Raw genomic sequence first — 25701 nt, 5'->3', positions numbered from 1 at the left:
TACTTGAGAGGACGGGTGCGATCCATTGTAACCGTTAACGACGTAGTTGTTTTCGTTGACTGTCGGTCAATCGCACGCCGTAGCGTCGCAGGTAGCGATCGGTTTCGTTGATGATCTTGATCGAATAGTCCTGCGTCTCGAATCGGAACCGCTCGACCGGCGGAGCATCAATGGCACGGACGCTATAGATTTCCAAGAGCGAAATCAGTCTTCCTTCGGGATGATCTGGCTGACTGGAATCGTCCCCGATCACTGGATCGCTCCAAAACTCAATCCTGACCGGCAAACCTTGGCCAAAGTTTGTATTGGGAAGCGGCTCTGCAGCGATCGCGATCATGATCCGGGTCGGCAACAGGGTAGGCCAGTCCTTTGCACCACTTTCCAAAAGCGTTCGCTTTCGGGCTTCACTGCTGAGTGTGCCTGAGATGCCCAGCAGAGGTGCGGACCTGATTTTGCCCATTTTCAGATCGTAGTCGCGTTGGATCATGTCCAACATCTCTGTCAGCGCGCCGACTTTCAATTTCGGTGGTACATACGTAGGTGACGTATTCTCTTGACGTGAAGCATCACGAACCCATTCGTTTAGCCGTCCGACGTCGACGCGACGTAAAGTAATCTTGTCGCTAATCACGGATCGTGTCCAAGCCAGGCGGCCATCGCTGATCTGTTGCAACGTGTGTTTGCCATCACCGTCGTGCATGGTGACTTGCATATTAAACCGACCGGTTCCGCCGCCCGCCTGTTCGTAAGTCCCCACTCCGACCATTTCGCGTCCCGCTGTCCAAATGCGATGACGGATCTTGGCATCAAACGGTCGCCCAAAAGCCAACCGGTGGATGACTTGCTGAATCAGTTGTTGGGCTGCTTCCTGAGTGGCCTGTTGAGCAACTTGCTGGCTTTCCGAGTCGCCATTCAGATCGAATTCTGAATCCAGTGCCACGCCGGAGGGTTTTTCGGTCGCGACATCGATTGTCGATTCGTTGCTTTGCAGCGGTGGCGACTGCGTGATCGCTGGCGTGCCTTGGAGCGGGTTTTCTTGGGCAAGTAACGGGAAATCACTTGTCAGAAAGATCGCTAGCAACGCGACCGACGCGAGTTTCACGGACCGTTGGCTTGTTGGAAAACTATGCCGATGAATCTTCATGGTCCGGTTATGCCGATTTTTTCAAAGATACAGGTCGTAAGTGCCGATGAGTTCCTACGGAGTCGGTCTGCCCGCGAGCGTGCGGATCGTAAAGAAGTGCATGCAGGCACGTCTAGCCGGATCATTGGTCCGGCGGATGGCCGAGTTTGCATTCAGATCGACGCCCGCAAGATTTCATCGGCTTCGCTAGATCCGATTTACACAGAGCAAACCAGCCTAAGACCCGGCGCCGTCACCGCAAACTACGCGAGTGGGACGCCGAGCACCACCGAAGGGAACGAGGCAACAGATGAAACGATTCATCACTCATTTATCGCTGCTGGCGGCTGTGGCAGTGATTGCCACTGGCTGTGCACCGACACGTCACAATCTGCCACCTGAGCAGCACATGATGCAGCCCGGTCCTGGCGTCGGAGGCCCTGGCCCCGGAGTTTTGGGACCACAACAGTACGGCGGTCGCCCGCCAATGCCCGGCCAACCTCACTTTGGCCAGTATGGCGTCAACAAAGTATCCGGTGAGTTCGGCATGCCGAGTGCTCCTCTGCCAGGGTCGGCGATGCCTGGTGGCGACGCAGTCAAACTTGCCACGGCTCCTCAGCCAATGAGCAAAAAATCCGACAGCGGTGTCATGCAAGTCGGCTTCAGCAGTTGCGGACCTGCCTGTCAGGGATGCAACGGCGGCGGTTGCTTTGGCGACCCCGGAGTTGGCAGTCAGATTCCCGCCGGCGGCGGCATCATCAATGCGGGCATGATGCCTGGCATGGGAATGGGTGGCGGACCAGCAACGACGGCGCAAGTCACGTTCGGTCGTCCCGAAGGCATGCAAGTTCGCTACGATCAATCCGGTAGCGGAATGTTCGACAGTGAGCCGTTGATCGTGCCTGCTCGTCAAAACTTTCCACAAGGTGCGTTGTACCGTGTGAAGTTGACGAACATCCCGAACCGCGAAGGCGTCGAACTGTACCCGACCATCGAGCTGGCTTATGCCAACCCTCGTACAGGTGCTTACCTCGCTCACAACTCAATTCCGATTCAATTCACCGAAGAAGACTTTGACCAGGTTGTCACTGGCAACTTTGTCACCAAAGTCATCTACCTTCCAGATCCCGACTTCCAAGGCCCTGCTTTGGCTGGCATCGACACGCTTGTTAGCACGCGTCTTGATCCGGGCATCGATCCCATCGTCGAAGCAGATCGTCGCGGTTCCATTCTTGCCATCATCCGCTTGGGTGACAAAGACATCGAAATGCCCGGCACTGCTCGCCTAGGCATGGGTGCCAACGGCGGAATGATGGGACCTCCGATCGCTGGCTTGCCTGCTCCATTCGCTCCGGCGATGACCGAAGGCTGTGGCGGACCAATGGGCGGCGGACCAGGGTGCTCAACCACTCCTCCGCAACTGCCCGGCATGATCTCCGGTGTCAACGCTCCTCAGTATGGCATGCCCATCACAGGAACACCGATCGGATTGCCTGGACCACCTCACATTCCTTTGGGTGCACCTGCTGGCTTGACCAAGCACGTGATTCGCAACCACACACCGATGCACATTCCGCGTCCGGTCGACAAAATGCGAATCGATGTTCGGCACCAACCTGGATACAGCTATCCCAACCCGGTTAGCCGCGTGAAGATCACCGAGCAGAACATCCACCCGGGTGTTCCAGCAGGACGGGGACTTTACCAGCACCGTAGCCAAGCGGTCGATCCGAACTGCCAACCGTAGAGTGGCCATCGGATAAACAAAACGAAACGCGGCCCAAACGAAAACGATGGGCCGCGTTTTTTTGATTTTAAAAATGACACAACGCATGCAAGCCAATGTCAAACGAAGCCCCTAAAACGACCACCAAAGCCATCACACCGACGAGGCGATTCGAACGCCCCCTCCGGCTTTGGCTGCTGTTGGCGATCTGCGTCGCGGCTTACTTTCTGTGCTCATCGGCCAGTGCCGCGGATCCCTCGGACTTTTTGCCACCGGATCAACAGCATGCTTTGTATAGCGCTGACATGCCGGCAGGCGTTGTCGGGCGAGCCCGTCTGACACGACGTGGACCGGTCGCTAATTACTACCAACCGGTGAAATTCGTTGGCCCCGAAGGAACGATGTTTGCCTTGCCTCAAGGCGCGGCGATCTCCCGCGGCGAACCCAATTTGATGGCGGGACTGTTGATCGGCGGTGTTTATCGTTTCCGCGTCACCGGAATCCCAAATGCCGAAGGCGCCGAACTGTATCCAACGGTCGAACTGATCGATCGCATGTATCCGCCCGATGGATTGGCGACGTCGTATCCGATCGTGCTGAAGATTGACGAAATCGACATGCAAGCCGCACTGGACGGAAAATTGGTCACCCGGGTCGTCTACTTAGAAGATCCACAAACAGCCATTCCCCTGGTGCAAACCGACCGCCAAGCCAACGTCATGGACATTGGCGAACATCAAGATGCACTCGGCGTGGCCGATCACTTCGGGCGCGCTGTCGCAATCATTCGCATTGGTTCACTAGCACCTCCACGTGCTCCGTCCCTCATGCCAGAATTTTACTTTGGCTATCCGTCTTGGGCCCCCATATTCCAGCCCGAAAACGATCAACCGACAGCGGTTGAGTATCAGTAGTCACTTGCGACCTCTGTAGCCGCTCCGAAACGAACCGACTCGCCCCGACCCCAACAGTACGAACTATGAAACGTTCATTCTTTGAAACGACGACCGTTTGCGCGTTGGTGTGCCTGTTTCTGGTGGGCTGCCAAACCAGCAATCCGTCGGCAATGGGACCTGGCTCTTTCGGGACGCCGCTGATTGCACCGCAGGCCTCGCTGCACGCACCGCAGGCCTCCAATGATGCGCAGCAGAACGTGGAACTTTCGGCTCCTGCCGCTGCGGGTGTAACGCAGGTCGCGTTTGAACAATCCGTGCCGGTCGAAACGGTCGGGTTTGCCAATGGACCACTTCGCGTGGCCGTCGGCGCCCTCGCGAATCGCGGTGCAAACTGCAATACCAATCAACACGCCAGCGAATGCCAGTCATGCAATTCGGGCGCATGTGGTCCTAAAACCGGTGATTGCCAAACTTGTGGTCCGCAAGGATACGTGGAATACGTGCCACAAGGATGGAATGCGTTTGGAGTCGATCCGCAAGAATTCATTTGTGACGGCGGCGACCACGAACCCAAGGCACGCCTGACACGCGACGATCAAATCAACGGGCTTCAGCCAGAAGACACGGTGGTTCATTACACCAGCGAAGCGGGCGACATCAAATTCCAGCCCAGTAATCGAGTGTGCGTCTATTCGCCTCGATTTGCATCAATTCGCAAAATCACCGGAGCCGTCGCGGGCGAAAAAGTAACCGGTCTGAATCAAGTCGATCGACCACTGGGTACCGAAGGCATCAACAAAGACCTTCCTGGTTTGGTCATGCGAGACACTACCGAATTGGCTCGCGCCGACATGGTCAAACGGCTGGATTTCATTCGCGATCGCAATCGGGGCGTCCGCGTCGAAGGCGATCTGGCACCGATCCAAAGAAGCAATGTGCTGGAGATGATGACGACCATTTCCGCATTGGAATTGAACTTGTTGCTTGACGAGCAAAAAGCTCTCTTGGAAGAACATGCCTCCGCGGCCATTGCCTGGACCATCGGCGAATCGGTCCAAGTCGCTATCGAGGACATGAAGCCGCCCGTTCTGACTCGCGATGACAGCGTCGAAGCGTTCACCGTTTATGAATTCCCAGATGCTGGCCGACTGCGAATTATCAAGATGGCCGACAAAGCTCACGCTCAACCCGGCGAGGAAGTTGGTTTTGTGATTCGAGTTCAAAATGTCGGTGATTCGACCGTCAACAACGTCGTCATCACGGACAACTTGGTGTCTCGCTTGGAGTACGTCGCCGAGAGTCAAACCACCGACTTGAAAGCGGACTTCGAAGCGTTCCCCAACTCGAGCGAATCGTTGCGATTGGAATGGCGGCTCTCTCAAGAGCTGAAAGTAGGCGAGAGCCTGCTGATCGAATTCCGCTGCAAGATGCGTTAAGTGTCTGCACGACATCGCAGTATTTTCAACTGACAAAGGCCGAAGAGATTTTTCTCTTCGGCCTTTTGCTATTCATGGCTGTCTCTCCGCAGAGACTAGGCTTTGGCCATCGCGTTCTTGATCAAGCCAACCACTGCCAACACCGCTCCGCCGCCGACGCCGCCCGAGCCGATGCTGCCAACAAGATTCGCTATGTCCAGCGTTCCTTCGCCTCCTCCACCTAAACCAAGCATCCCCAAGACGCCTGCTCCGATTCCGCCACCGACAACACCAGCGACCGAATTCCCGAGCGTGCCCAGGTTCAGGTTCTTAAAAATGGCCGCGACGCCATTTCCACCTACGGCGCCGCAAACCAGATTGATCAACAAAGGAACTAAACTCATACAACTTCTCCAATAGATAGTGACGTGGCGAACCCACGTTCTGCCCTCATTAGACGCATGCACGTTTGTCCAGGTTCCGATATTAGCCAGCAAGGGCTCGCTGCAACAATCAGCATTGATCTGCCCAGTCCCGCAATTCGTTACGTTTTGCAGCTCAAACGGCAATGGCGACAAAAAATCGCTCCGATCTTTCGATCGTCGGACACGTGGTGTGCGAACGCAAAGTCAGACGATTGCCAGAGCAACTCGCCGTGATCGGTTTTGATGGCGACAGCCGACGATTCTGACAGAGATCAAAAACGGTACGCGACTAACCATATTCCCATTGGATTAAGTTGCAGTCAGTGGATCCGATGCGACATCAAACCCAACGAACAGGAACGATGGACTGCTCTAACAACAAAACACCCGCGTGATTCGCTACGCTGCTTTTTGTCGCCTTCAAGTGACGAAAGTGTTCGAGCGATGCAGAAGGTGCCTGACCAGGACCGAAACCCAGGCTTGTTTGCGAAACCGAGTACAAGAGTCGACGACGAGAAAAAAATGAAACAACGAAACATCGTTTGCGTTTTACTTGCAGTGGGCTTCTTACTAAGCGTCACGTCATCCTGCACTCGCCATCGCGAGGACCTGGACTATTCATATGACGTCGTCCAAACGTGGAGCCTACCAGAACTACAACACGGGGAAATCATTCAGTTCGACACTGTCTTTTGGGAACCGGACGACACCGTTTCGCTTCGCAAGCTGATTGTCGACGACTCGATTTGTACAGGAAGGAGCGTGCTGGAAATTGGCACGGGAACCGGCCTGGTCGCAATCCTCTGCGCTCAGAACGGAGCCGATTCAGTGGTTGCAACGGACATCAATCCGGCAGCGGTTGCGAACGCGCGCTACAACGCTGCGATGCTTGCCGAAGAAATGGAATTAGAAGTCCGTAGTGTGTCGACTGACGCGCCAACCGCCTTTGCGGTCATCAAGGACAAAGAAAAATTTGATCTGATCATTTCCAATCCCCCCTGGGAAGACGGAAAGATCGCGAAACCGGCAGACCATGCGTTCTACGACCCCGACTTTGAATTGATGGACTCGCTACTGGATGGATTGCCCAAGCACCTGAATCCGGGAGGGCGATGCCTGTTGGCGTATGGACACGCACCGGCGATCGTCCGATTGAGAGATCAAGCTAAGCAGCGCGGATTCGATTTCAAAATCTTGGACGACCGCAAGCTTGACGAACTCGACAAGGACTTCTTGCCGGGCATGCTGGTGGAAATACGAATTCCGATGAAGCTACCCACAGCCAAACCCTGATTTGAGCTGCCCGGGTGGTGAGTTGCCACAAAGTGTCCATTCATTCCATCACTTTTGGCCTCGAACGGAAAACATGAATCGTTGACGCCCCAAGTTGCGCGATCACCGGCCTAGTCATCAAGTTGCTCAACGGCCTCCCGAACTTGTCTCCGACTAGAAACCCTTGCGACATCGACTGAACGCTAAGGAAGATCAAACTCCAAAGCAGACGGCTAGTGCCGCAATGCATTTCCACAGTGGAGTGGGCTCTACGCGCCGTGCCCCCGCACATTGGTTTGAATCGCAAACGGGTTTTACCACAGTCACCCACTGACGGTGTGAATCCAACCCATCGGTGGCAGACGCCTGACCTAGGTGTTGGGAACAGTGGTGTCAAGCAGCAAAATTAGTTTCAAAAACCACTCAAAAAGCGATGGCGATTTGACTTGCACACCGTAGTTCGGCGTCACTAACATGAGAGTTATTCACACCGTCTTTGTGGCCTATTTATTTGATCGCGCGTTGTCGCCGATCACGTTGTGAATCTACTCACCGCAGCGGAAATGGTTTCGGATGATCCACTACACCTGCGATCGATGTAAACGTAACATCGATACAACTTGTCAAACTCGATACGTCGTGAAGATCGAAGTCCAAACGGCGCATGAAGATTGCTCGCCGGATTTTGATGACGATGTTGATCACCTCTCCGAACTTCATCAAGTCTTAGAAGGCCTGACCGATGACGAGATCGATGACGCGCAGTCGGACACTTGCCTCAGTGGTGATTACGATCTGTGCCCCGAGTGCCACAAGCAGTATTTAAAAAACCCCCTAGGCCGCGACGCTTTGTTGCCACTTGGTTTCAGCAACAACTGATTCAGTCGATCGCGTTTCAATGAAATCGCGTTGCAGGACAACGCGACGCCCCGCAGACCCGAATTTCTGTTCCGCTGCGGTTAGCTCCCTTGGGTCGCCGATGCGACTGCCAAGCGACTGAACTCCCTCTTCTTGTCGTGATACTCAATCGCGGCAACTCGGACCTTCATCGGTAAACGACTGATCTCGCGATCCAAGTATGGGTCTGCTTGGCCGGTGGTAAGACGATTGATCCAGCCGTTGGTCGGTGGTGGCGAATCCAAATCAAGTTTCGCAGCAACGTGTCGCAGCATTGATGGAAGCGTCGACGGTTTCTTCTGATGATTGACATGCTCGCTGATTCGACGCAGTCGTTGTTCGGCCGAAGCAAACTCCGACGCCCGCTGTCCCGCTTCGGCATCACCCGCCCGGTAGGTGGCGACGACGAACTTGGCAGCACCAATCGTTTTGATGTGCGTGTCCAGTCGGCCAAAGCTTTGCACGGCTGACTGCGCCGTAACATCCACGTCGATCAAACCACCGCGCCAAGAAACTGGCACCCGCATCGACAGCGTAAACACTTTCTCGCCTTCAAGAACCTGCGTCGCCGTCCAGCGTAATTTGAAGTAAACACCGCGACCACGATCGATGGTGCCAGCAGCGGTAACGGCTTGGACAGCGGCAACCTGCTTGTATTGCTTGGTCACCAAGTTCTTGGTCCCCACATCCGCACCAAGACTGCCATCAACCACACCGCAGTAGTCGCCGTTGAGCGACATTCCCAGCGAACGCGATTCTTCATCGGTGATTTTGAATTCGACCGGGCCTTCCAATGCACTTCTGGTCTCGGTGCGTGGGGCGTAGTCGGTGATGTGCATCTCGAAGTCGCGGGGTGTGCATCGAACCAACCATTGATCAATGCGCGGCAGCGAAGGCGATGCAACCAGAGAGGACAGTCTCAATTGACACTGCACGATTTTGAGTTCAGCGTTGCTACTGTCGGCGATCGAGTCGCCTGTGTTGACCTGGGTCGCTACGACGGTCGACGGCATGTCAAAACGAATGGCATCTTCGTCTGCCACCACTGTCGAAGCGAACAAGACAGCTATCACGATTGGATAAGCGTTTCGCAGATGCATGCGCAACATTTGGGTTTCCTTTCACGGGCGAATCAAGTGATCGTAACAACTGGCTAACGCAAGTCTTGCGCCAAGCCTGTCCGGATCATCCGGGAGTTTGCCGCGAATCGCTCGCCGCAAACACCGCTTCCGTCCTGGGAAGGGGCCAACAAAACCGGCTCTGGGTCGACCGCGACTCAGCCGCTTGGTCGGTCACCGGTTCTGATGGCAGTAGAACAATAGAAACGTCATGGTCGTGGGCAATGCGACACCCACACGTGGCAAACACATTGCAGATCGGTGCTCAATCGTGAAACCGATGCAAAGAATCGGCGAGACGCGCCGCGCGACGATGCGTGAAACTGGCTACGAGTGCATTCGCACGAGATCGCAGCCGGCAGCAATGATTTCGGCCTCGCTGGCGGACAGTTGGTCGAGCCGCTCTCGGACGACTTCTCGACTGGCAAACTCTTCGGCGAGCCTGACGTAAGTCGTGTGGTGACGTGCTTCACTCTCGAACAGACTGCCGTAAAAACCAGCAAGCTTTGCATCGCGATCTTTCAGATGACCCGATAGCAAACTGAATCGTTCACAGCTGCGAGCTTCAATCAGCGAGGCGGTCAAAAGTCGATCAACCGCGCGATCGGGTTCGGTTTTGCGAATCAACGAATTCAGTTTGCGACCATATGGGGCGCTACCTTGCCGGCGAAATACGATTTTGCGTTCATCAAGGATCTCAATCACCATATGAAAGTGCTCGAGTTCTTCGTTGATGATCACCGTCATTTCCCGCGTGATGGCTCGGTTGTCAGTGTACGCATCCATCAAGTTCATGGCCGTCGAAGCGGCTTTTCGTTCGCAGTGCGCATGATCGATCAGGATTTCGTCCAAATGGGCGTCGACTTGCCCGAGCCATTGCGTGGTCGATTCAGATTGCAGGTGGAGCATGGAACAACTAGTAGGAAGGCAACGAGCGAGTGTTAGGATTGAGCAAAGAGAGCTTTTGCGAACATTGCCGGATCGAACTGAGCGATATCGTCGATGCCTTCGCCCAGCCCCACAAACTTGACCGGCAACTGAAACTGTTCACGAATGGGCAGCACCACACCGCCTTTGGCCGATCCATCTAGTTTTGCCAACACTATGCCTGTGCATCCCGCCGCTTCGCTAAATCCACGCGCCTGGCTAATCGCGTTTTGACCTGCGGTTGCATCCAAGACTAATAGGACTTCGTGCGGCGCGTCGTCGACTTTCTTGGAGATCACTCGGCGAATCTTATCAAGCTCTTGCATCAAGTTCGTTTGTGTTTGCAAACGACCCGCCGTGTCGATGATCGCGATGTCGGCTCCGATTTCGACGGCTTTGTCGACGGTTTGGAAGGCAACACTGGCCGGATCCGCTTCGTGTTTGCCAGTGACAATGTCGCAGCCGATGCGGCCGGCCCAGATGGTCAATTGTTCCACCGCGGCGGCGCGGAAGGTATCGCCAGCGCCCAGGACGATTTTGTGTCCGGCTTTGGAAAGGTGGTTTGCCAATTTGCCAATCGAAGTCGTTTTGCCACTGCCGTTGACGCCCACCACCAGGATCACGGTCGGTTTGGATTCGGACATCTGAATCTCAGCCGACTCTTGTTGCAGCATCAACTGAGTCTGCTGGGTGATCGTTTCCAGAATTTCTTCCAAATGGACGACACGACCGCGAAAGCGTTTGGCCACATCATCGCGGATGGTTTCCGCTGGTCCGGTTCCCATGTCCGTGCGAATCAATCGGGCAAACAACTCGCCCAGGAAATCCTCGTCGACCAAGCGTCCTTCGCTCTTAAAGAGGTCGCGGATATCGGTATTGAGTGCGCGGCGCGTCTTCTGCAGACTCTGACGCATTTTGGAAAAGAGCCCGCCACCGGGCGATTGGCTTTCCGCTGCGCCGTCGACTTCTTTGGAGACCTGGGGCGTTTCGTCAGCCGGTTCACTCGCGGCGACATCGCGGGATCCTTCGGAATCGCTGGAATCATCCGGTGCAGAATCGTTTTTCTTTTTGGATCGCCAAAACGCCATTGGTGTTCTCAATATCTCAGGAGGACAGCGTCGCTGTCTCAAAATGCTCATGGCCACGCGAAATGCGGCACAACCGTCTAGCTTGAAGGGGCTGATTTTGAACCAACCGCCCGTTCAAGGGTAGGCGGCTCATTCTCGGCCATAGAGAGGTGAACGCATGCCCCTATCTTGGCCGCAAAAACCGGCAGCATTGAGCTAATCGACAATCCTTTACTCAGCGGCAGCGGCTACGCCACTGTTGATAGCGGTACCGTCGCTACGACAGGATTGGGCGGCACGACCGACGAGTAATTGATGCAAACAAAGAGCGTTTTGGCATTAATTCGCTGCAATTGCAAAACTGTTCTCCGATATCAAACCCTGACGGAAGGATCAGGATGCTGAACACCGTACGGGAAGGAAGCACTGGAAATGCTTTGTGAAGTCAGGCAGGCGGATTCACAAATCAGTTCCATCGTTTCAACCACACGGTCCATCATTGTTGGATTGGCTACACGAGTTGTCGTAGCCGGTGCTTCACATCAAACACTAAACCCAATACGGATATTCGGGAGCGAATAAAACGATGAATCTTAAGAAAATTGCTTTGGCCGCCGCAATTGCCTGCGTTAGCTACACAGGAAACGCAATGGCACAGGAAGGACCGATTCAATTGGTCTCCGGCTGTGCCGACACAAGTTGTGCAGCAGCGCCTTGCGGATGCGGACAACCAGCCTGCGGATGCGAAAGCGTCGGTGGACTCGCTGGACTTGGATGCCTAGGCGGCGACAGCTGTGACGGTGGTTGCGACAGCGGCTGCGACAGTGCCTGTGGCAGCTGCTTGGGCGATTGCGATCTAGGTGACCCTTGGACATTGTTCGGCGAACACTGTGGCTGGACCGCTGGTGGCTGGTTGTCGATGGGTTATCACGACAAAGGCAACGGCCTGTTCAACAGTCGTCCCGATGAATTCCAAGTTCACCAGGCTTGGATGTACATCGAGAAAGAAGCTGACGGCAGCGATGGGCTTGGCTTTGGTGGTCGTTTCGACGCCATGTACGGTACTGACTCCCAAGACACTCAATCCTTCGGTGCAGACCGTGGATGGGATAATGGTTTTGACAACGGACCTGACTACGGTTTCGCATTGCCACAGGCATACATCGAAGCTGCTTACGGCGACACTTCCGTAAAAATTGGACAGTTCTACACCATCATCGGTTGGGAAGTCGTGACCGCCCCGGACAACTTCTTCTACAGCCACGCTTACACTATGTACAACAGCGAGCCCTTCACACACACCGGTGTATTGGCAACTCACAACGCCAGCGATGACCTGACGGTTTGGGGTGGTTACACATTCGGTTGGGACAGTGGTTTCAACGACAATGGCGACTGCTTCTTGGGTGGATTCTCGGCAACCTTGACTGACAAGCTTGCTTTGACCTACGCCACGACAATCGGTCGCTTCGGCGAAGCTCGTTTCAATGGTGTCGAGAAAGGCTACATGCACTCGATCGTCACTGACTACGCTGTCACCGACAGCTTGCAGTGGATCGGCCAGAGTGACTACCTGAGCAGCGAAGACGGTGACGGAGTGGCTGTTCGCGATACTTTTGGTATCAACAACTACTTGATCAAATCGATCAACGACTGCACTTCTGTCGGAGCACGCTTCGAGTGGTGGAATGCTGAATTCGGCGGAACGGGTGACAGCGATGTCTACGCCCTGACCCTGGGTGTAAACCACCGTCCACACGCCAACGTCATCGTTCGCCCTGAAGTCCGCTGGGACTGGGACGACGATCAGATCACTGGCTTGGAAGATGGCGATGATCAAACCACGTTCGGCATCGACACGATCTTCACTTTCTAAGGTGAAGCACAGCTAAAACGTTCGTCCGGGAAAGACGAAACGAACCTTAAACCCCCTTTGTTGCCAATGGTAGCAAAGGGGGTTTTTTCGTGTTTGCTGCGGAGAGTCAACCTAACCGGCACGGATTAACAGCCGAAGGCTATTTCGATCAAAACGACTCTGCGGGTTGTACATGTTGTGTGGATGTTTCGGATTATCTGGCCCGATAAGGCATGATGTAATTGGTTCGATGTCACCTCACGCCCTTGCGGGGTCCTGCGGCAACGCGGGAAACCCACGGCGGACGAGCAGATGGCGGCGTGTGCATGGAAGCAATTACGAACCCTAATTGTTCCGTCCGGACGCTTGCCTTTCGTGCAGGATGTTTCGCGACTTCTCGCGCCATCACTGGATACGCAATCGAAATGAAATTCCACAACCTAGCGGCAACCTTGCTGTTAACAGCTTTTGCATCGGGCCTGACCGCCCAAAACTCTGCTCAAGCACAGTACCAACATGCATCCAACCGATACCAGGTCCGGCAAGCGATTCCTGTCGCAGGCCTGCAAGGCCGTGTCGCGCAAGTGAACTGCTGCAGTGCGGCTCCCAACTGTGGGTGCGATATGTCGCCCGGTTGCGGCGTCGATGGTCCGGCTTGTGGGATGGAAGTGGCTCCAGAGCCAAGCTGTGGAGTAGTCGGAGGCGGCATCCTTGGTGGCGGTTTCCCAAGTTGTGGAAACGCCCAATGCAACGACCCCGGTTGTGCAGCGGCGCCATCATGCGAAATGGGGCCAAGTTGTGGCGCTCAGCCAAGCTGCGGCGTACCGTCATGCGGATGTGAACTGGGCGTCGGCTGTGGCTCCGCTTTTGGTGGCGGATGTGGCGGTGGCTGCCCGCTAAGTTGCGGCAGTTGCAACCTGGGTGACCCGTTGTCGCTGTTCGGCGAAACCTGTGGGCTTTCCGCCGGTGGCTGGGTATCAATCGGTTACCACTCCAAGAATCTGCCGCTATTCAATTCGCACGCTGACCGAGTCAACGTTCATCAGGCTTGGCTGTACGCAGAAAAAGAAGCCGACGGCTCCAACGGACTGGGCTTGGGCGGACGCATCGACTATGTCTACGGCGTGGACGCACAAGACACTCAGTCATTTGGCATCGCCAACAACCATTGGGACAACGATTGGGATCACGGTATCTACGGCAGTGCATTGCCACAATTGTATATGGAAGCCGCTTATGGAAACTTGTCCGTCAAAGCAGGGCACTTCTTCACCATCATTGGCTGGGAAGTCGTTACAGCCCCGGACAACTTTTTCTACTCGCATGCCTACACGATGTACAACAGCGAGCCATTCACCCACACCGGTGTCCTTGCCACGTTGACCGCCAGCGAAGACCTGACCTTTTATGGGGGCTACACGTTGGGCTGGGACAGTGGATTCGAGGACAATGGCGATTCATTCTTGGGTGGCGTGTCGGTTTCGCTGACCGACAAACTTTCGCTGACCTACGCTTCGACCGGCGGACGTTTTGCAGACAGTCCTAACGGAACGCTCGAAAAAGGCTACATGCACTCGCTGGTAGCCGACTTGGCCGTGACCGATTCATTGCAGTACATCATGCAAAGTGATTTGCTCGATACAGAGAACAACGCCGGTGAAACGGTCCGCGACACCATCGGCTTGAACAACTACCTGATCTACAGCGTCAACGATTGTCTGTCCTTGGGTGCCCGTTACGAATGGTGGAACGTCAGTGCTGATAGCCAAGGTTTCTACGGTGACGCTGCCCCCGCTGGCCTAGCCAATGTCGCGACAGGTGACTTTGATGTGACCGCGCTTACGCTTGGTTTGAATTACAAGCCACACGCCAATGTAATTGTCCGACCCGAAATTCGATGGGACTGGATCGATGGCGACATGAATGCGTTGGCCTTGGCGGACAACACCATCTTGGAAGACGCCGATGACAGCCAAACGACGTTCGGCATCGACACGATCTTCACTTTCTAAAGCGACTGCCGCTCGAATCGATTCCCGCTTGGCCGCCTCCCTGATTCAGGAAGGCGGCCTTTTTTCGGTTCAGGCAAACTCGGTTACGTCCTTCTGGTGACATTCAGTCGAATGTCACTCCGTTGATCAAGGGCTTTGGATAAAAGAACGGTCAGCGCGAAGAAACGACGCAAAAAACGCCTGCGCGAATGCCGCCTCTACGCCCCATTGGCAGCTTCCTGACACGCTCGGTTTCAAATCGACGGCCGTCATTTCGTCTTTGAGCCGTATGGCAGTCTTGCGGATGCCACCTCACCGCAGTGCCTAAAAGATGCGCAGGGGGTACTTCAAAGATGCGCAGTGTTCATGCATCCAGATGGGATTTCGTTTGGCATGAACGGACCCGTGACCACCTAACGATTTTTTTAAGTCCTTACCGATGCAGTGTTTGCGTTCCAATCCAACGTCCCACGACGTGGTTTGGCACCCTCCTTGCATAGAGATCAATTACCAAACTCAATCTCTCAATGATCTACCTGCCATTGCTCCGCCATCACCCGAGCCGCCTTCGGATGGTGGCGGAGCACCTGGTTGGCAGGATATCCCAAGCCTTTCTGGCTTCTCGGTCCCTCACGGGGCCGGAAGATTCCCCATACGGCTCGAGTAGACGTCCGCCTCGTCTGCTCGGGTCGGGGTTTTTACTCATCGTTAAGGGTGACAGGGGCCTACTGGTGCCAACGGAAAGTATTTTCGCGACAGGATCCGCTCAACCGAATTTGATTCCCGCGAATGAATCGTCAGAGTTCTTGCCAGCTCTTTTCCTTTGAGTACGATTCGCTACGGTATGACGGTCCAGTAGGAAACAGTGTTGTCCTGTTTGCCTAAAACTCGGCCGTACCGAAACTCGTCGCTGCTTTTCGTGATCATGAAGCTAATCATCGCCATCATTCAGCCGTCGAAGTTGGATGCGGTCAAAAAAGCACTGACCGACGTGGACGTGCACCGTCTGACCGTCGTCGACTGCCAAGGATTTGGTCGCCAGAAAGGCCACACCGGCGTCTACCGCGGTCATGAATTCTCAGTCAACTTGCTGCGTAAAGTGCAATTGCAAATTGCAGTCAACGAAGAATTCGTTCAGCCGACCGTCGAAGCCATCTTAGAAGGCGGCCGCTCGGGCGAAGCAGGTGAAATTGGCGACGGCAAGATCTTTGTGTTGCCAATGGACGATTGTGTCCGCATCCGTACCGGCGAACGCGGCAGCGACGCGATTTGACGTTTTCGCCAAATCCATTCTCTCGCCACCCTTTGCCTTCCAACTCCGCCGGTAGCCACTCCATGTCCGATCCCAACTTGCCACTCTCCGGCCAACGCGTCTTGATTTTGGTCGGCGAGATCTACGAAGACTTGGAACTCTGGTACCCCAAACTTCGACTCGAAGAAGCCGGTGCAACCGTGACGGTCGCCGGCCCCCAAGCTGACACTCATTACAACGGCAAGCATGGCTATCCTTGTACCAGCGACACCGCCATCGACCAGATGCGTCACTCGGACTTCGAATCCCTGGTCGTCCCGGGCGGATTCATGCCCGACAAACTCCGCCGCGACAAAACGGTTCTCGATCTAGTAGCGGCCTTTGACACCGCCAAAAAACCGATCGCAACGATTTGTCATGGTGGCTGGATCCCGATATCGGCTGGGGTTTACCGAGGCGTCAAAGTGACCGGATCACCCGGCATCAAAGACGACCTCGTCAACGCCGGTGCCATCTACCAAGACGCGGCCGTCGTCGTCGACGGTCACCACATAAGCAGCCGCCGACCGGACGATTTGCCAGATTTTTGCCGAGCCCTCATCGCAGTGATGTCCACCTAGCATTGTTGAATCGTAACGCTGCTGAAAAGTGCAGTCAGTCCGAAGGATGCCTGGCAAAGCGACTGGCGTTGCCCCTAGGCTTGGTTGGACTCACCCGTGTTGGACTCATCCGTTGGCGGAGCGATCTGCGTGTCCACTTCCAGGCCTAGACTTTGCATTCGTCGGGCCCATTTCTCCCGAGCGACTTTGCGCATGTCGACCGCACTATCGGCTTCGTCAACGATCTCGATGCCAATGAGCGTTTCGACAACGTCTTCCAACGTCACGACGCCCTCCATGCCACCGTACTTGTCGACCACCAACAAGATGTGCTCGCGGTTGTCCAACAGATTCTCAAGCACGGTGCTCAAACGAGTCGAATCGAGCACGCCGCGCAACTCGCGTTTCGGAAAATCCTTTAGCGCCGTCGTACCACCGTTGCGAATGTCATCGATCAACAAATCTGTTTTCAGCACGAAGCCTTTGATCTGGTCACGATTTTCACCGAAGATCGGGATGCGTGAAAAGAACAGCTTGTCGTGTTTTTCCAAAACTTGTCGCGACATCAGATCTTGTTGCAAGGCAAAGACCACCGTACTGGGAGTCATGATGTCTTCGGCACACAGGTCTGGAAATTGAAACAGATTGCGCAAGATCCGAGATTCTTTTTCATCCAAATGCCCGCCGGCGGCGCCGATTTCGGCCATTGCCGCGAACTCGGCGCGATTAAACGCATGGTGACTGTGCCCGCCGGTCAACCAACGAGTGATCAATTCGGATGCAAAAATAAACGGGTACAGCACGAAGCTCAGAAATTGAATGAATCGCGCCGTCAGCGGCGCCAGACCTCGCCAGTAAAGTGCGCCGATGGTTTTGGGAATGATCTCTGAAACAAAGAGGATCAAGAGCGTCAGGATGATCATGGCGATGCCCACCGCGCCGGCACCCCAGTACTTGGCCGCGTACGCACCTGCACCACCGGAGCCGATCGTGTGAGCGATTGTGTTGAGCGTCAAAATCGCGGCCAGCGAACGATCCACGTTCGACTTCACGTGCTTGATTCGCTTTGCGTCCTTTTGACCGCTGCTTTCCAAATTAGCGACGTAGGACGGCGAAACGCTCAGTAAAACCGCTTCGGCCACCGAGCACAGCGACGAAAAGAGCAGGGCGATCGCAGCGTAGAGTACGCAGAGGAATAGATCGGTCGGATTGCCGGAGCCTTCCGCGTCTCCTGTCGCAGCAACACCCGCTGCCAACGCATCGGATGGGCAAAGCAAAGCGAACAGAAGCACGACACAGAAGAGAATCGTTGTGCGTTTCATAGATAGACCAGAGCATAAAACAAATGCCTTGCGAAAAACCGCATCGGCGACGCCAGAGAGTCTAACGTCTTTGCGGCATTCCTCGCAGTCCGCTGGCTTTAATCCCGAAGTGTCAGACGAACCGCGTCGATGATGATCTCGACCGGCGCCGCACGATCTTTCAGTCCCACCGTGACATAGCGAATCTGAGAAAGGTCCATTTCCCGATCTCGTGGACCACTGAGAATCTCATCGCGAGTGATGGTGATGTGTTCGACTTTGCCCCGCCGAAGCGTCCAGGGCTTTTCAAACAAGTCGGTCACATAGTTCTTGTGGTGCCGATCAACCACGCTCAAGAGGACCATCAATTCCTCAGGTTCCTGACCGTCAATAGCTTGCTGACCATCCGGCCTGCCGGGGAATAGCAAATCCATCTGCAACGATTCGACGTCGGTCCAGTCAGCGTTCATTTCAACCAGCGTGACGCTGGATTGATCCTGAGGAAACGTCACAAGCATCGCGTAGCTGCCGTCGGTGGCTCCCGATTCGGTCAGCTTCGCGGAACTTTCGCGAAAATACCAACGACTGATTTCAGCCTTGGAATCGAACGATGACAACATTGGAAACTCAGAACGCATTTTTTGATGATCGATCAGCATCACGATCGGACCGGACCAAGCCACAACGAGCGCTGCCAACACCGCTCCCACGAACCATCGTTTAACGTGTCGGTTGCCGGGCCAGACCACATCACGCTTGATCAGCAAAAAAGTCGACGCGCCGATCAGCACTCCCATGCCATTGGCAACGGCATCGTGAATCGCCGCGGTTCGACCTGCAAAGTGCTGAACCAGTTCCATCCCGACACCAAAGACAAACAGCGATAGCCCCAAAATCCAACAGCGCGAAAGAACTCGGCGACGATTCTGCCCCGCTGGCTTCACTTTTTCCAGCAGCAAGAGCGTGATGATCGTCAGCCCAAAGAACAAAGGCGTATGAAATAAATCGCCCAACGAGCTGTAGAACCGGCCGCCAGCGGGCACCGGCATCAACAACAAACCGATCGCCAGAGCAATCAACGCAGCGGCTGCGGCAATGGCTCTTCGTCGGAGGTCGTTCATCGATCGGTTCGCGGGTCGAGAAAAAATGGAACGACTCTTAACTGAGCCAGCACGAATGGGACACTAAACTGGGCACTGAACGAAACACCCAGCGAGGCACTAAGAAACAAATCTTCCAGTTTGCACCAACCAAGTAACAGACGTTCGAAAGGCCAAAGCACAGTCGCCGCTGCCTCTCAAGCTGGTTGCCGGTTTGCCGATGATCGTATCCGAACTTCGCCGGCGAAGCAGCCGCACAACTATTTTGCCGCAAGTCGATTTTGCCGCACACCAACCTTGCCAATCAACGCGAAGCCCGTGCCGAGATCGACCAGCGGCGTCCCGTGACGCATCCGTGTCAGCTAGATTAACAGCATTGCTCGCCCGACCGAAACTCGCCCACCGTATTCTGGCCCCACTACGCCGTTTCGTGCCAAGCATGGTTTCGCACCAAGCACCGTTTCGCACCGCGCATATTGCTGCGTAAATCGTCGCCCACTTTGCCGTGGGCGCTGTCGTTCAAAGGAACTCCATGGGACTGCTCTACTCAAGTCTTCGACTGCTGCTTAATGCAAAACAACAAGGCTGCGTCTTTGACAAAGTAGTCACGATCGGCCGGCAGCAGCTGTTCTTATGGCCCGAAGAAGCGACGCAGCTGGCGAGAGAGTTTTCCGACAATGAATCCAGCCATGACCTAGTAGAGGCACAGAAGCTTTCGACATGGGCGGGTTTCGCAGAGCCGTTTTTGGAACGTGCCTTGAAGTCTGAATCGATCGATTCAATTGATTTCAGTGACTTCGAACAAGCGACGCTCGTTCACGATCTGAATCAGCCCATTCCCTGCGAATGGGAAAACCGTTTCGACGCGGTGATCGATGGAGGCACGCTGGAACACATTTTCAACGTCCCGGTCGCGTTAGCCAATTACATGAAAATGGTTCGCGTGGGCGGATGTGTTTTGATTTGCACCAACGCCAACAACCACTGCGGGCATGGATTTTACCAATTCTCGCCGGAACTATTTTGCCGCGTTTTCAGCGTGCAAAACGGATTCGAGCTGCTCGACTTGGTCTTGGTCGAACATCCTTTTCCCGGCGCCGAATTGTCCCCCCAACAAACGTGCTACTCCGTCGTCGACCCCGACGCGGTCAATCAGCGAGTCGGTTTGGTATCGAACCGTCCGGCCATGGTGATGGTGCTCGCACGAAGGACTTCGGACCAAGAAATTTTTCGGCCAAGTCCACAGCAGAGCGACTACCAAACAAAGTGGCAGGCCGCCGCGGACGCCAATGTTCAAGCAACCGTAGCGGATGAAGTGCCCAAAACGTTGATTGGAAAGACGCGAAGGTTCGTCGGCAACGCAAAGCGACGATTCGCCAAAGCTCTACCGATAACAGTTCGGCATTGGATCAACGGCAAACAACAGCGTTCAGATTATTCGCTCAGCAATCGAGCGTTCTACCAACCGTGGCAGCCACGGCCCGCGGCTAGCAACCGCGAAAGAAAGAAAAAGTGAGGGCGCTGGGACTCGAACCCAGGACCATTCGATTAAAAGTCGAATGCTCTACCAACTGAGCTACGCCCTCATCTTTTTGGCATTGCTGCCGAAGTTTGACCGAAAATTCTTGAACTGCCTAGACATCACTGCCGTGCCGTTCATCTGCGAGGCTCAGTCCTCACAGTAATTCCAGTCGTATCTCTCGTCTGTGTTTTTTTAAGTCTGCGTCTGCTTTTTATTCTGTGTCTCTCGTCAAGCGGAGCGGACAGGATTCGAACCTGCGGAAGGGTTTGACCCCTTCACCGAATTAGCAATCCGGCGCTTTCGACCACTCAGCCACCGCTCCTTTTCCAAAGGCCTGTCCGATGAAATACAATCGCTTTACATCAGAACGGGGCCTGCTGAGAACAAACCTTCACATTGACTTTCGCCCTTGCGTTTTCTCTCTGGAGGGCAGATTGTGCAGAATCACCACCGGGAACGCAACCCACTCTCTGTTGGACAACCAGGATAAAGTTGGGACCAATTGACGGTCGGGTGGGTTCGGTCGATTCTGAAGTTTGATGTTGGACGACCCGGAAGCCGGAACTGGACGCTGTAAGCTACGTGACTGGGTGCCGGATTGTCGCCCGAAGCGATCTTTTCCGCACTGCATTCTGCCCCAAACTGGAATACATCCGCCGATGACGGACCCAGGAATTCTGACCACGCTGACCCACCGTGCGATGGCGACTGAATTTGTGGTCCTGCTTCCAGCCCACGAGGCGGCCAAGGCGGATGGAGCACTCGAAGCACTGGAAATGGTGGACCAGATCGAATCGGATCTCACGATTTACCAGCCGACCAGCCAAATCGCGGCCGTGAACCGCGAGGCATCCCGTGGCCCAGTAAGCGTCTCGCCCAGCGTTTTTGGCATCCTTCAAAGGGCGATTCACTGGAGTCGGCAGACTGACGGCGCGTTTGACATCTCGGCGGGCCCGCTGGTTCAGGCCTGGGGATTTACGAAGCGAACCGGACGCAAACCGTCGGCTCAAGAGATCCAAACCGCCCGAGCGTGCGTTGGTTTTGAGCATCTGATTTTGGACGAAGCCCGTCAGACGGTGGAATTTGGCCTGCCCGGAATGTCAATCAACCTGGGCGGTATCGGCAAAGGCTATGCGTTGGACCAGTTGGCACAAAAGCTGGAAAGCAGCGGGATCGAAAACTTTCTGCTCCATGGGGGCCAAAGCAGCGTGGTCGCCCGCGGCGATCAGACGCATGGCAGCGAACAGGGCTGGGCGGTGGGAATCGCGCACCCCACCAAACCACAGCGTCGCGCCGCTGGAATCTGGCTGCACAACATGGCCTTGGGGACCAGCGGCAGCGGCAAGCAGTTTTTTCACCACCAGGGTCGGCGGTACGGACATGTCATTGACCCGCGAACCGGTTTCCCGGCGGGTGACCTGCTTTCGTTGACCGTGCTGACGCGGTCGGCCGCGGACGCTGATGCAGGCGCGACGGGATACTTTGTGGCTGGATCGCAAGTGATCGCGAATCTGCATTCTGAATCGGCTTCGCAACGATCAGCCGATTCGCAGCGTGGAATGCTGGACGATGGAATGCTGGGGGTCGGGATGCTGGCGATCGCGCCGGCAAAACGACAAGACGAGATCCAGCTGCAGTCGTATGGCAAGATCGATTGGGTGCAGGACTGATCCGGAAACGCACCCTGTGAAACAGCGATGCCGAGATTTGCCGGCAATTTGGCCTGCAGCACCGTCCCGGGCAGCATTGTTTGCCGTTGCAAATCACTACGCCTGGTTTATCCATAGGCTTTCCGCACTGGTCTTTCTGCACTGGACTTGGTTTCCGGTGATTATCTAAAAGGGCAGTGACCGGTGAGTTGAACGCTTTCGAATTTCATCACGACAAACCACTATTCGCGTGGAGCGACAAATGAATGCCAATATGAATCTCTTTGAATGGGTCCGCGACAGTGTGCGGCGTTCGGTGCTACTGGGATTTAGCGACGCCGTGGAGCAAATCGGACTGCCATCGACCGACGAAGAAATCCATCCCAATGTCTCGGCACTGCTGCAAGTTGGCGATGCAGCTGGAAAAACCAAGGCCCGGAAAACACGCGGTAGTGGCCGCAAACGACTGGGGAAAACGCTGAAAGAAATGAACGCCGAAGAGTAAGCGGCTCCTCTGTTTTTGTAGGCGATTCTGGCATCAATGGCCGGAATCAGACATGATGAGGGCTGCACTTCTACAATCGTTCATTCGTGAAAGCAGCCCTCAGGCAATCCCAACGTCCATGCAACATGTCCGCGTCAAAGTCCACGCCGGAGTGGCGACGATCACCATGGATCGTCCCGATTCTCGAAACGCTTTGGATATAAACCTGATCACAGATTTGCAAACCGCGTTTTCGGATGTTCATCAAGAGAAGCGAGTCAAAGCGATCGTTTTCGTTGGGTCGGGAAATGACTTCTGCTCCGGAATCGACCTCAAAGTCCTCGCCGAAATCGCCGCGTTGCCTCAGCACGAATCACTTGAGCAGTGGTTTGCTCTTTGGCGGGAGTTCACCGAACTCCTGGAACAAATTCTGCGTTGTCCGAAAGTCGTCGTCGCAGCGATCGACGGCACTGCGTGTGGTGCGGGACTCGCTCTCGCACTTGCTTCAGACATGATGGTGCTGTCGCAGCGGGCAAAATTGTCAGCCAACGCCGTTAACTTGGGATTGGTCGGTGGTGCCACGACGACGTTGCTTGAGTTTCGCCTGGGAGGCGCGATCGCATCCCGCTTGGCACTCAGCGGCGACGAAATCGATGCGGACCGGACCTTTGCCATGGGTGTCTGCGATACGCCGGTGCCGGTTGACCAAATTTGGGTAGCCGCCAATGAACTGGCCACACGATGCACCGAAGCACCGCTGGAAGCCATTCAGGCGAATAAGCGTTTGTTAAACGAAGGCGTCGGCGAACGATTATTTTCGCAGCTTTCGGCAGCCGCTGCTGACAGCGCGACAGCTTGTACGACCGAGTCAGCGACCGAAGGCATACGCGCATTCTTGGAAAACCGCCCTCCGCAGTGGCCGTAGTGCCCAGGCGGCGTCTGCTCTGGGGTCGGGCTGGAGCCCCCAGTAGAATGCTCGGCTGGAGAATGCTCAGCTCACGCAGGCAATCTCAGCTGACGCGGGAATTTCACTGGTTCACCCAGGAAAATCTCGGCCGGCTTGGCCCGATATCCGCCGAAACCTGCAAAACCCCTCCGCTAAGGCGGAAAAACACTATGCCAAACCTTCGCGATAGGCCTATCCGACTGGACCTTGACCCGCTAGGCTGTGCGGCTCGAATGATCGAAAATTCGCTCGCACAGTCGTCCCTGACGGCGTTGCCGGCGTCCCATAAAAAAGTATTTGTGAGTCAGAATTATGTATGCCATCATCGTCGACGGTGGTCGTCAGTACCGAGTTGAACCTGGAATGGAAGTTGATGTCGATTTTCGTGACATCGAAGCTGGCGAGAGCATTACGTTTGAAAAAGTCCTCGCAGTCAGCAATGACGGCGGCATGACGCTCGGTGCCCCCACCGTTTCGGGAGCTTCTGTAAAAGCTTCTGTCGTGGGTGTTGAGCAAGACAAAAAGATCTACGTCCAAAAGTTCCGTCGTCGTAAACACAGCAAGTCGCGGATCGGTCACCGACAAAAGCACTTGCGAATTCGCATCGAAGAAATCGCGGGCGCATAGCGTCGCTCGTTGCGATCCACTCGTTGCGATCCAAGGGTTGCTGCAGCAAAAGCTGCTGCGATAGATCCGCTTCTGCGGCAACTCATCAAGTCTTCACAAAGCGTTTCGGTATCACCGGAACGCTTTTGTTGTTGGCATCGAGCGCGATGGACTAAAATGCAACGGTAGATAAGCAACCCATCGATTTGTTTGGCTGTCAGGTGTCTCCCAAAATATGTCGACCGAATTAATCGACCGATACGAACTGGGTGACACAATCGGCGTGGGCGCTGCCGGGATCATTCATCGTGCAACCGACCGCGAATCTGGCGAAGTCGTTGCGCTCAAAACGCTGAATTCGCACGCCGCTGCCAACCCTATGATTCGGGCGCGTTTTCGCCGTGAAATCAATATTCTTCAGCGGCTGCGTCACCCCAACATCATCGCGCTGAAAGACGCCGGTGGAAAAACCGTGCTGTATTACAGCATGGAATTGGTTGACGGCGGCACGGTCAAATCGCTGCTGGACAACGGAGGTCGTTTGCCTTGGCCGGTGGTTGCCGACCTAGGAATTCAGTTGTGCAGTGCGTTGCAGTGTGCGCACAACAACGGTGTGATTCACCGCGATCTAAAACCGGGCAACCTCTTTTTGACGTCCGACGGCGTCCTGAAATTGGCTGACTTTGGGATTGCACGCGATTTGACTAGCCAGGATTTGACCGAAAAAGGCCAGACGGTCGGAACCCACGCTTACATGGCCCCAGAACAAATTCGCGGGGAGCAATCGGTATCAGAAAAAGCCGACCTGTACGCGTTGGGATGCTGCTTGTTTGAGATGCTGACTCATCGCAAACCGTTTCTCGCCGACAACCACCGCGAACTCTACGACCAGCACCTAAAAGTAATCCCACCGCGAGTAAGCGATTTTTGTCGCGACTGCCCCCCCGAGCTGGACTTACTGGTCGATCAGCTACTTAGCAAAACGCCTGATCAACGTCCCTTCAATGCGCGACAGGTTCAGGCAAAACTGTTGCAACTGTTCAGTTCAGAACAAAATCAGCTGCCAAATCCCCGAGCCAATGGCCTGCAATCAACGGACTCGCAAAGGAAAGACCCGCTCACTGAAAACCTGCCTGTTGACGCAGATTCGGAACCTCAGGGAACGGTAGACGTCCGCGAACAGGGGCGTCAGATATTGATCGACCGCATTCGCAACCCACATTTAGGCAGCCCCCAGGCAGCGATTTCTTGGCAGCGACTGGTCGTGGTGGCGGCTGTCGTGCTCGCAATCGCCGCCGCCGCATTCGTGCTCAAGGAATAGGCTGCACCGCAGCGCAGTGGCAACATTGGGCTGTACCGCGAGATAAAGTGACATTGGACCATGACGCGAGGACTGGGCCGCACGACGACGATTACTTAGGCCCGCGTCATTTCGACGGCCAACAATTGGCGACGCTTTGGTGGTGTTTGCAAATTTAAACGCGTTTACGTTACAGGCCCCTGCTGAAATGGAAGTCGGCTGGTATCCTT

At 55.0% G+C, this 25701-nt stretch carries 23 protein-coding genes and 2 tRNA genes; 16 read left to right on the top strand and 9 right to left on the bottom strand.

Going from position 1 to position 25701, the window contains the following annotated elements:
• Positions 1-34: 34 nt before the first annotated feature.
• Positions 35-1102 (bottom strand): hypothetical protein, encoded by a 1068-nt coding sequence (locus tag K239x_RS05025; protein ID WP_145416573.1) that lies wholly within the window; start codon positions 1100-1102, stop codon positions 35-37.
• Between the two features lie 331 nt (positions 1103-1433).
• Between K239x_RS05025 and K239x_RS05020 the strand changes: the two genes are divergently transcribed.
• From K239x_RS05020 to K239x_RS05010, 3 genes are all read left to right on the top strand, one after another.
• Positions 1434-2870: a hypothetical protein gene (locus tag K239x_RS05020; RefSeq protein ID WP_145416571.1), complete on the top strand. Its 1437-nt coding sequence runs from the start codon at positions 1434-1436 to the stop codon at positions 2868-2870.
• A gap of 95 nt (positions 2871-2965) precedes the next feature.
• Positions 2966-3763: a hypothetical protein gene (locus K239x_RS05015; protein ID WP_419189692.1), complete on the top strand. Its 798-nt coding sequence runs from the start codon at positions 2966-2968 to the stop codon at positions 3761-3763.
• 65 nt (positions 3764-3828) lie between these two features.
• Positions 3829-5181 (top strand): DUF11 domain-containing protein, encoded by a 1353-nt coding sequence (locus tag K239x_RS05010; RefSeq protein WP_145416569.1) that lies wholly within the window; start codon positions 3829-3831, stop codon positions 5179-5181.
• A gap of 95 nt (positions 5182-5276) precedes the next feature.
• On the opposite strand, the gene K239x_RS05005 is transcribed toward K239x_RS05010, so the two are convergent.
• Positions 5277-5564 carry a hypothetical protein gene (locus tag K239x_RS05005; RefSeq protein ID WP_145416567.1) on the bottom strand — a complete coding sequence of 96 codons (288 nt, stop codon included), beginning with the start codon at positions 5562-5564 and terminating at the stop codon, positions 5277-5279.
• Between the two features lie 543 nt (positions 5565-6107).
• Between K239x_RS05005 and K239x_RS05000 the strand changes: the two genes are divergently transcribed.
• The gene (locus tag K239x_RS05000) at positions 6108-6878 is read left to right on the top strand and encodes a methyltransferase (RefSeq protein WP_419189691.1); all 771 of its coding nucleotides are present in this window, start codon (positions 6108-6110) and stop codon (positions 6876-6878) included.
• A gap of 552 nt (positions 6879-7430) precedes the next feature.
• Complete coding sequence (locus tag K239x_RS04995) at positions 7431-7736, top strand: hypothetical protein (RefSeq protein ID WP_419189690.1); 306 nt, start codon at positions 7431-7433, stop codon at positions 7734-7736.
• Positions 7737-7816: 80 nt separating this feature from the next.
• On the opposite strand, the gene K239x_RS04990 is transcribed toward K239x_RS04995, so the two are convergent.
• The 3 genes from K239x_RS04990 to ftsY all read right to left on the bottom strand — a co-directional run bounded on the left by K239x_RS04990 (position 7817) and on the right by ftsY (position 10887).
• Positions 7817-8863, bottom strand: coding sequence for a hypothetical protein (locus tag K239x_RS04990; RefSeq protein ID WP_145416561.1), 1047 nt, complete (start codon positions 8861-8863; stop codon positions 7817-7819).
• Positions 8864-9199: 336 nt separating this feature from the next.
• On the bottom strand, positions 9200-9781 hold the full coding sequence (locus tag K239x_RS04985; protein WP_145416560.1) for a MiaE family protein: 582 nt from the start codon (positions 9779-9781) through the stop codon (positions 9200-9202).
• A gap of 32 nt (positions 9782-9813) precedes the next feature.
• The gene (ftsY, locus tag K239x_RS04980; RefSeq protein ID WP_145416558.1) at positions 9814-10887 is read right to left on the bottom strand and encodes a signal recognition particle-docking protein FtsY; all 1074 of its coding nucleotides are present in this window, start codon (positions 10885-10887) and stop codon (positions 9814-9816) included.
• A 168-nt stretch (positions 10888-11055) separates the two neighbouring features.
• Here ftsY and K239x_RS28285 point away from each other — a divergent pair, with 168 nt between their 5' ends.
• From K239x_RS28285 to K239x_RS04960, 5 genes are all read left to right on the top strand, one after another.
• Positions 11056-11178 carry a hypothetical protein gene (locus tag K239x_RS28285; RefSeq protein WP_419189689.1) on the top strand — a complete coding sequence of 41 codons (123 nt, stop codon included), beginning with the start codon at positions 11056-11058 and terminating at the stop codon, positions 11176-11178.
• 274 nt (positions 11179-11452) lie between these two features.
• Positions 11453-12742, top strand: coding sequence for a porin (locus tag K239x_RS04975; protein WP_145416556.1), 1290 nt, complete (start codon positions 11453-11455; stop codon positions 12740-12742).
• A 764-nt stretch (positions 12743-13506) separates the two neighbouring features.
• Complete coding sequence (locus K239x_RS04970) at positions 13507-14733, top strand: porin (protein WP_145422172.1); 1227 nt, start codon at positions 13507-13509, stop codon at positions 14731-14733.
• Positions 14734-15637: 904 nt separating this feature from the next.
• Positions 15638-15985, top strand: coding sequence for a P-II family nitrogen regulator (locus K239x_RS04965; protein WP_145422171.1), 348 nt, complete (start codon positions 15638-15640; stop codon positions 15983-15985).
• Between the two features lie 62 nt (positions 15986-16047).
• Positions 16048-16584 carry a type 1 glutamine amidotransferase domain-containing protein gene (locus K239x_RS04960; protein ID WP_145416554.1) on the top strand — a complete coding sequence of 179 codons (537 nt, stop codon included), beginning with the start codon at positions 16048-16050 and terminating at the stop codon, positions 16582-16584.
• Between the two features lie 74 nt (positions 16585-16658).
• Here K239x_RS04960 and K239x_RS04955 read toward each other — a convergent pair whose 3' ends face one another.
• The gene (locus K239x_RS04955) at positions 16659-17885 is read right to left on the bottom strand and encodes a CNNM domain-containing protein (RefSeq protein WP_145416552.1); all 1227 of its coding nucleotides are present in this window, start codon (positions 17883-17885) and stop codon (positions 16659-16661) included.
• A 98-nt stretch (positions 17886-17983) separates the two neighbouring features.
• Positions 17984-18985 (bottom strand): VanZ family protein, encoded by a 1002-nt coding sequence (locus K239x_RS04950; RefSeq protein ID WP_145416550.1) that lies wholly within the window; start codon positions 18983-18985, stop codon positions 17984-17986.
• Between the two features lie 511 nt (positions 18986-19496).
• On the opposite strand from K239x_RS04950, the gene K239x_RS04945 reads away from it, so the two are divergent.
• Complete coding sequence (locus K239x_RS04945; protein ID WP_145416548.1) at positions 19497-20480, top strand: class I SAM-dependent methyltransferase; 984 nt, start codon at positions 19497-19499, stop codon at positions 20478-20480.
• Here the strand turns inward: K239x_RS04945 and K239x_RS04940 are convergent.
• Positions 20478-20550, bottom strand: a tRNA-Lys gene (locus K239x_RS04940). The genes K239x_RS04945 and K239x_RS04940 overlap by 3 nt on opposite strands.
• Positions 20551-20719: 169 nt before the next feature.
• Positions 20720-20808, bottom strand: a tRNA-Ser gene (locus K239x_RS04935).
• A 337-nt stretch (positions 20809-21145) separates the two neighbouring features.
• On the opposite strand from K239x_RS04935, the gene K239x_RS04930 reads away from it, so the two are divergent.
• The 5 genes from K239x_RS04930 (at position 21146) to K239x_RS04910 (ending at position 25492) form a co-directional block, all read left to right on the top strand.
• Positions 21146-22156 (top strand): FAD:protein FMN transferase, encoded by a 1011-nt coding sequence (locus K239x_RS04930; protein ID WP_145416546.1) that lies wholly within the window; start codon positions 21146-21148, stop codon positions 22154-22156.
• A 253-nt stretch (positions 22157-22409) separates the two neighbouring features.
• A complete protein-coding gene (locus K239x_RS04925) occupies positions 22410-22640 on the top strand; it encodes a hypothetical protein (RefSeq protein ID WP_419189688.1) in 231 nt (76 codons plus the stop codon).
• Positions 22641-22758: 118 nt separating this feature from the next.
• Entirely contained in the window at positions 22759-23544 is a 786-nt protein-coding gene (locus K239x_RS04920) for an enoyl-CoA hydratase/isomerase family protein (protein ID WP_145416542.1), read from the top strand.
• Positions 23545-23877: 333 nt separating this feature from the next.
• On the top strand, positions 23878-24192 hold the full coding sequence (rplU, locus tag K239x_RS04915; RefSeq protein ID WP_145416540.1) for a 50S ribosomal protein L21: 315 nt from the start codon (positions 23878-23880) through the stop codon (positions 24190-24192).
• 214 nt (positions 24193-24406) lie between these two features.
• Positions 24407-25492, top strand: coding sequence for a serine/threonine protein kinase (locus tag K239x_RS04910; RefSeq protein ID WP_145416538.1), 1086 nt, complete (start codon positions 24407-24409; stop codon positions 25490-25492).
• Positions 25493-25701: the final 209 nt, after the last annotated feature.

The sequence above is a fragment of the Stieleria marina genome (assembly GCA_007741555.1).
GTDB lineage: Bacteria > Planctomycetota > Planctomycetia > Pirellulales > Pirellulaceae > K23-9.
The sequence above is the reverse complement of the archived record's forward strand: the minus strand, read 5'-3'. Positions and strand labels throughout refer to the sequence as shown.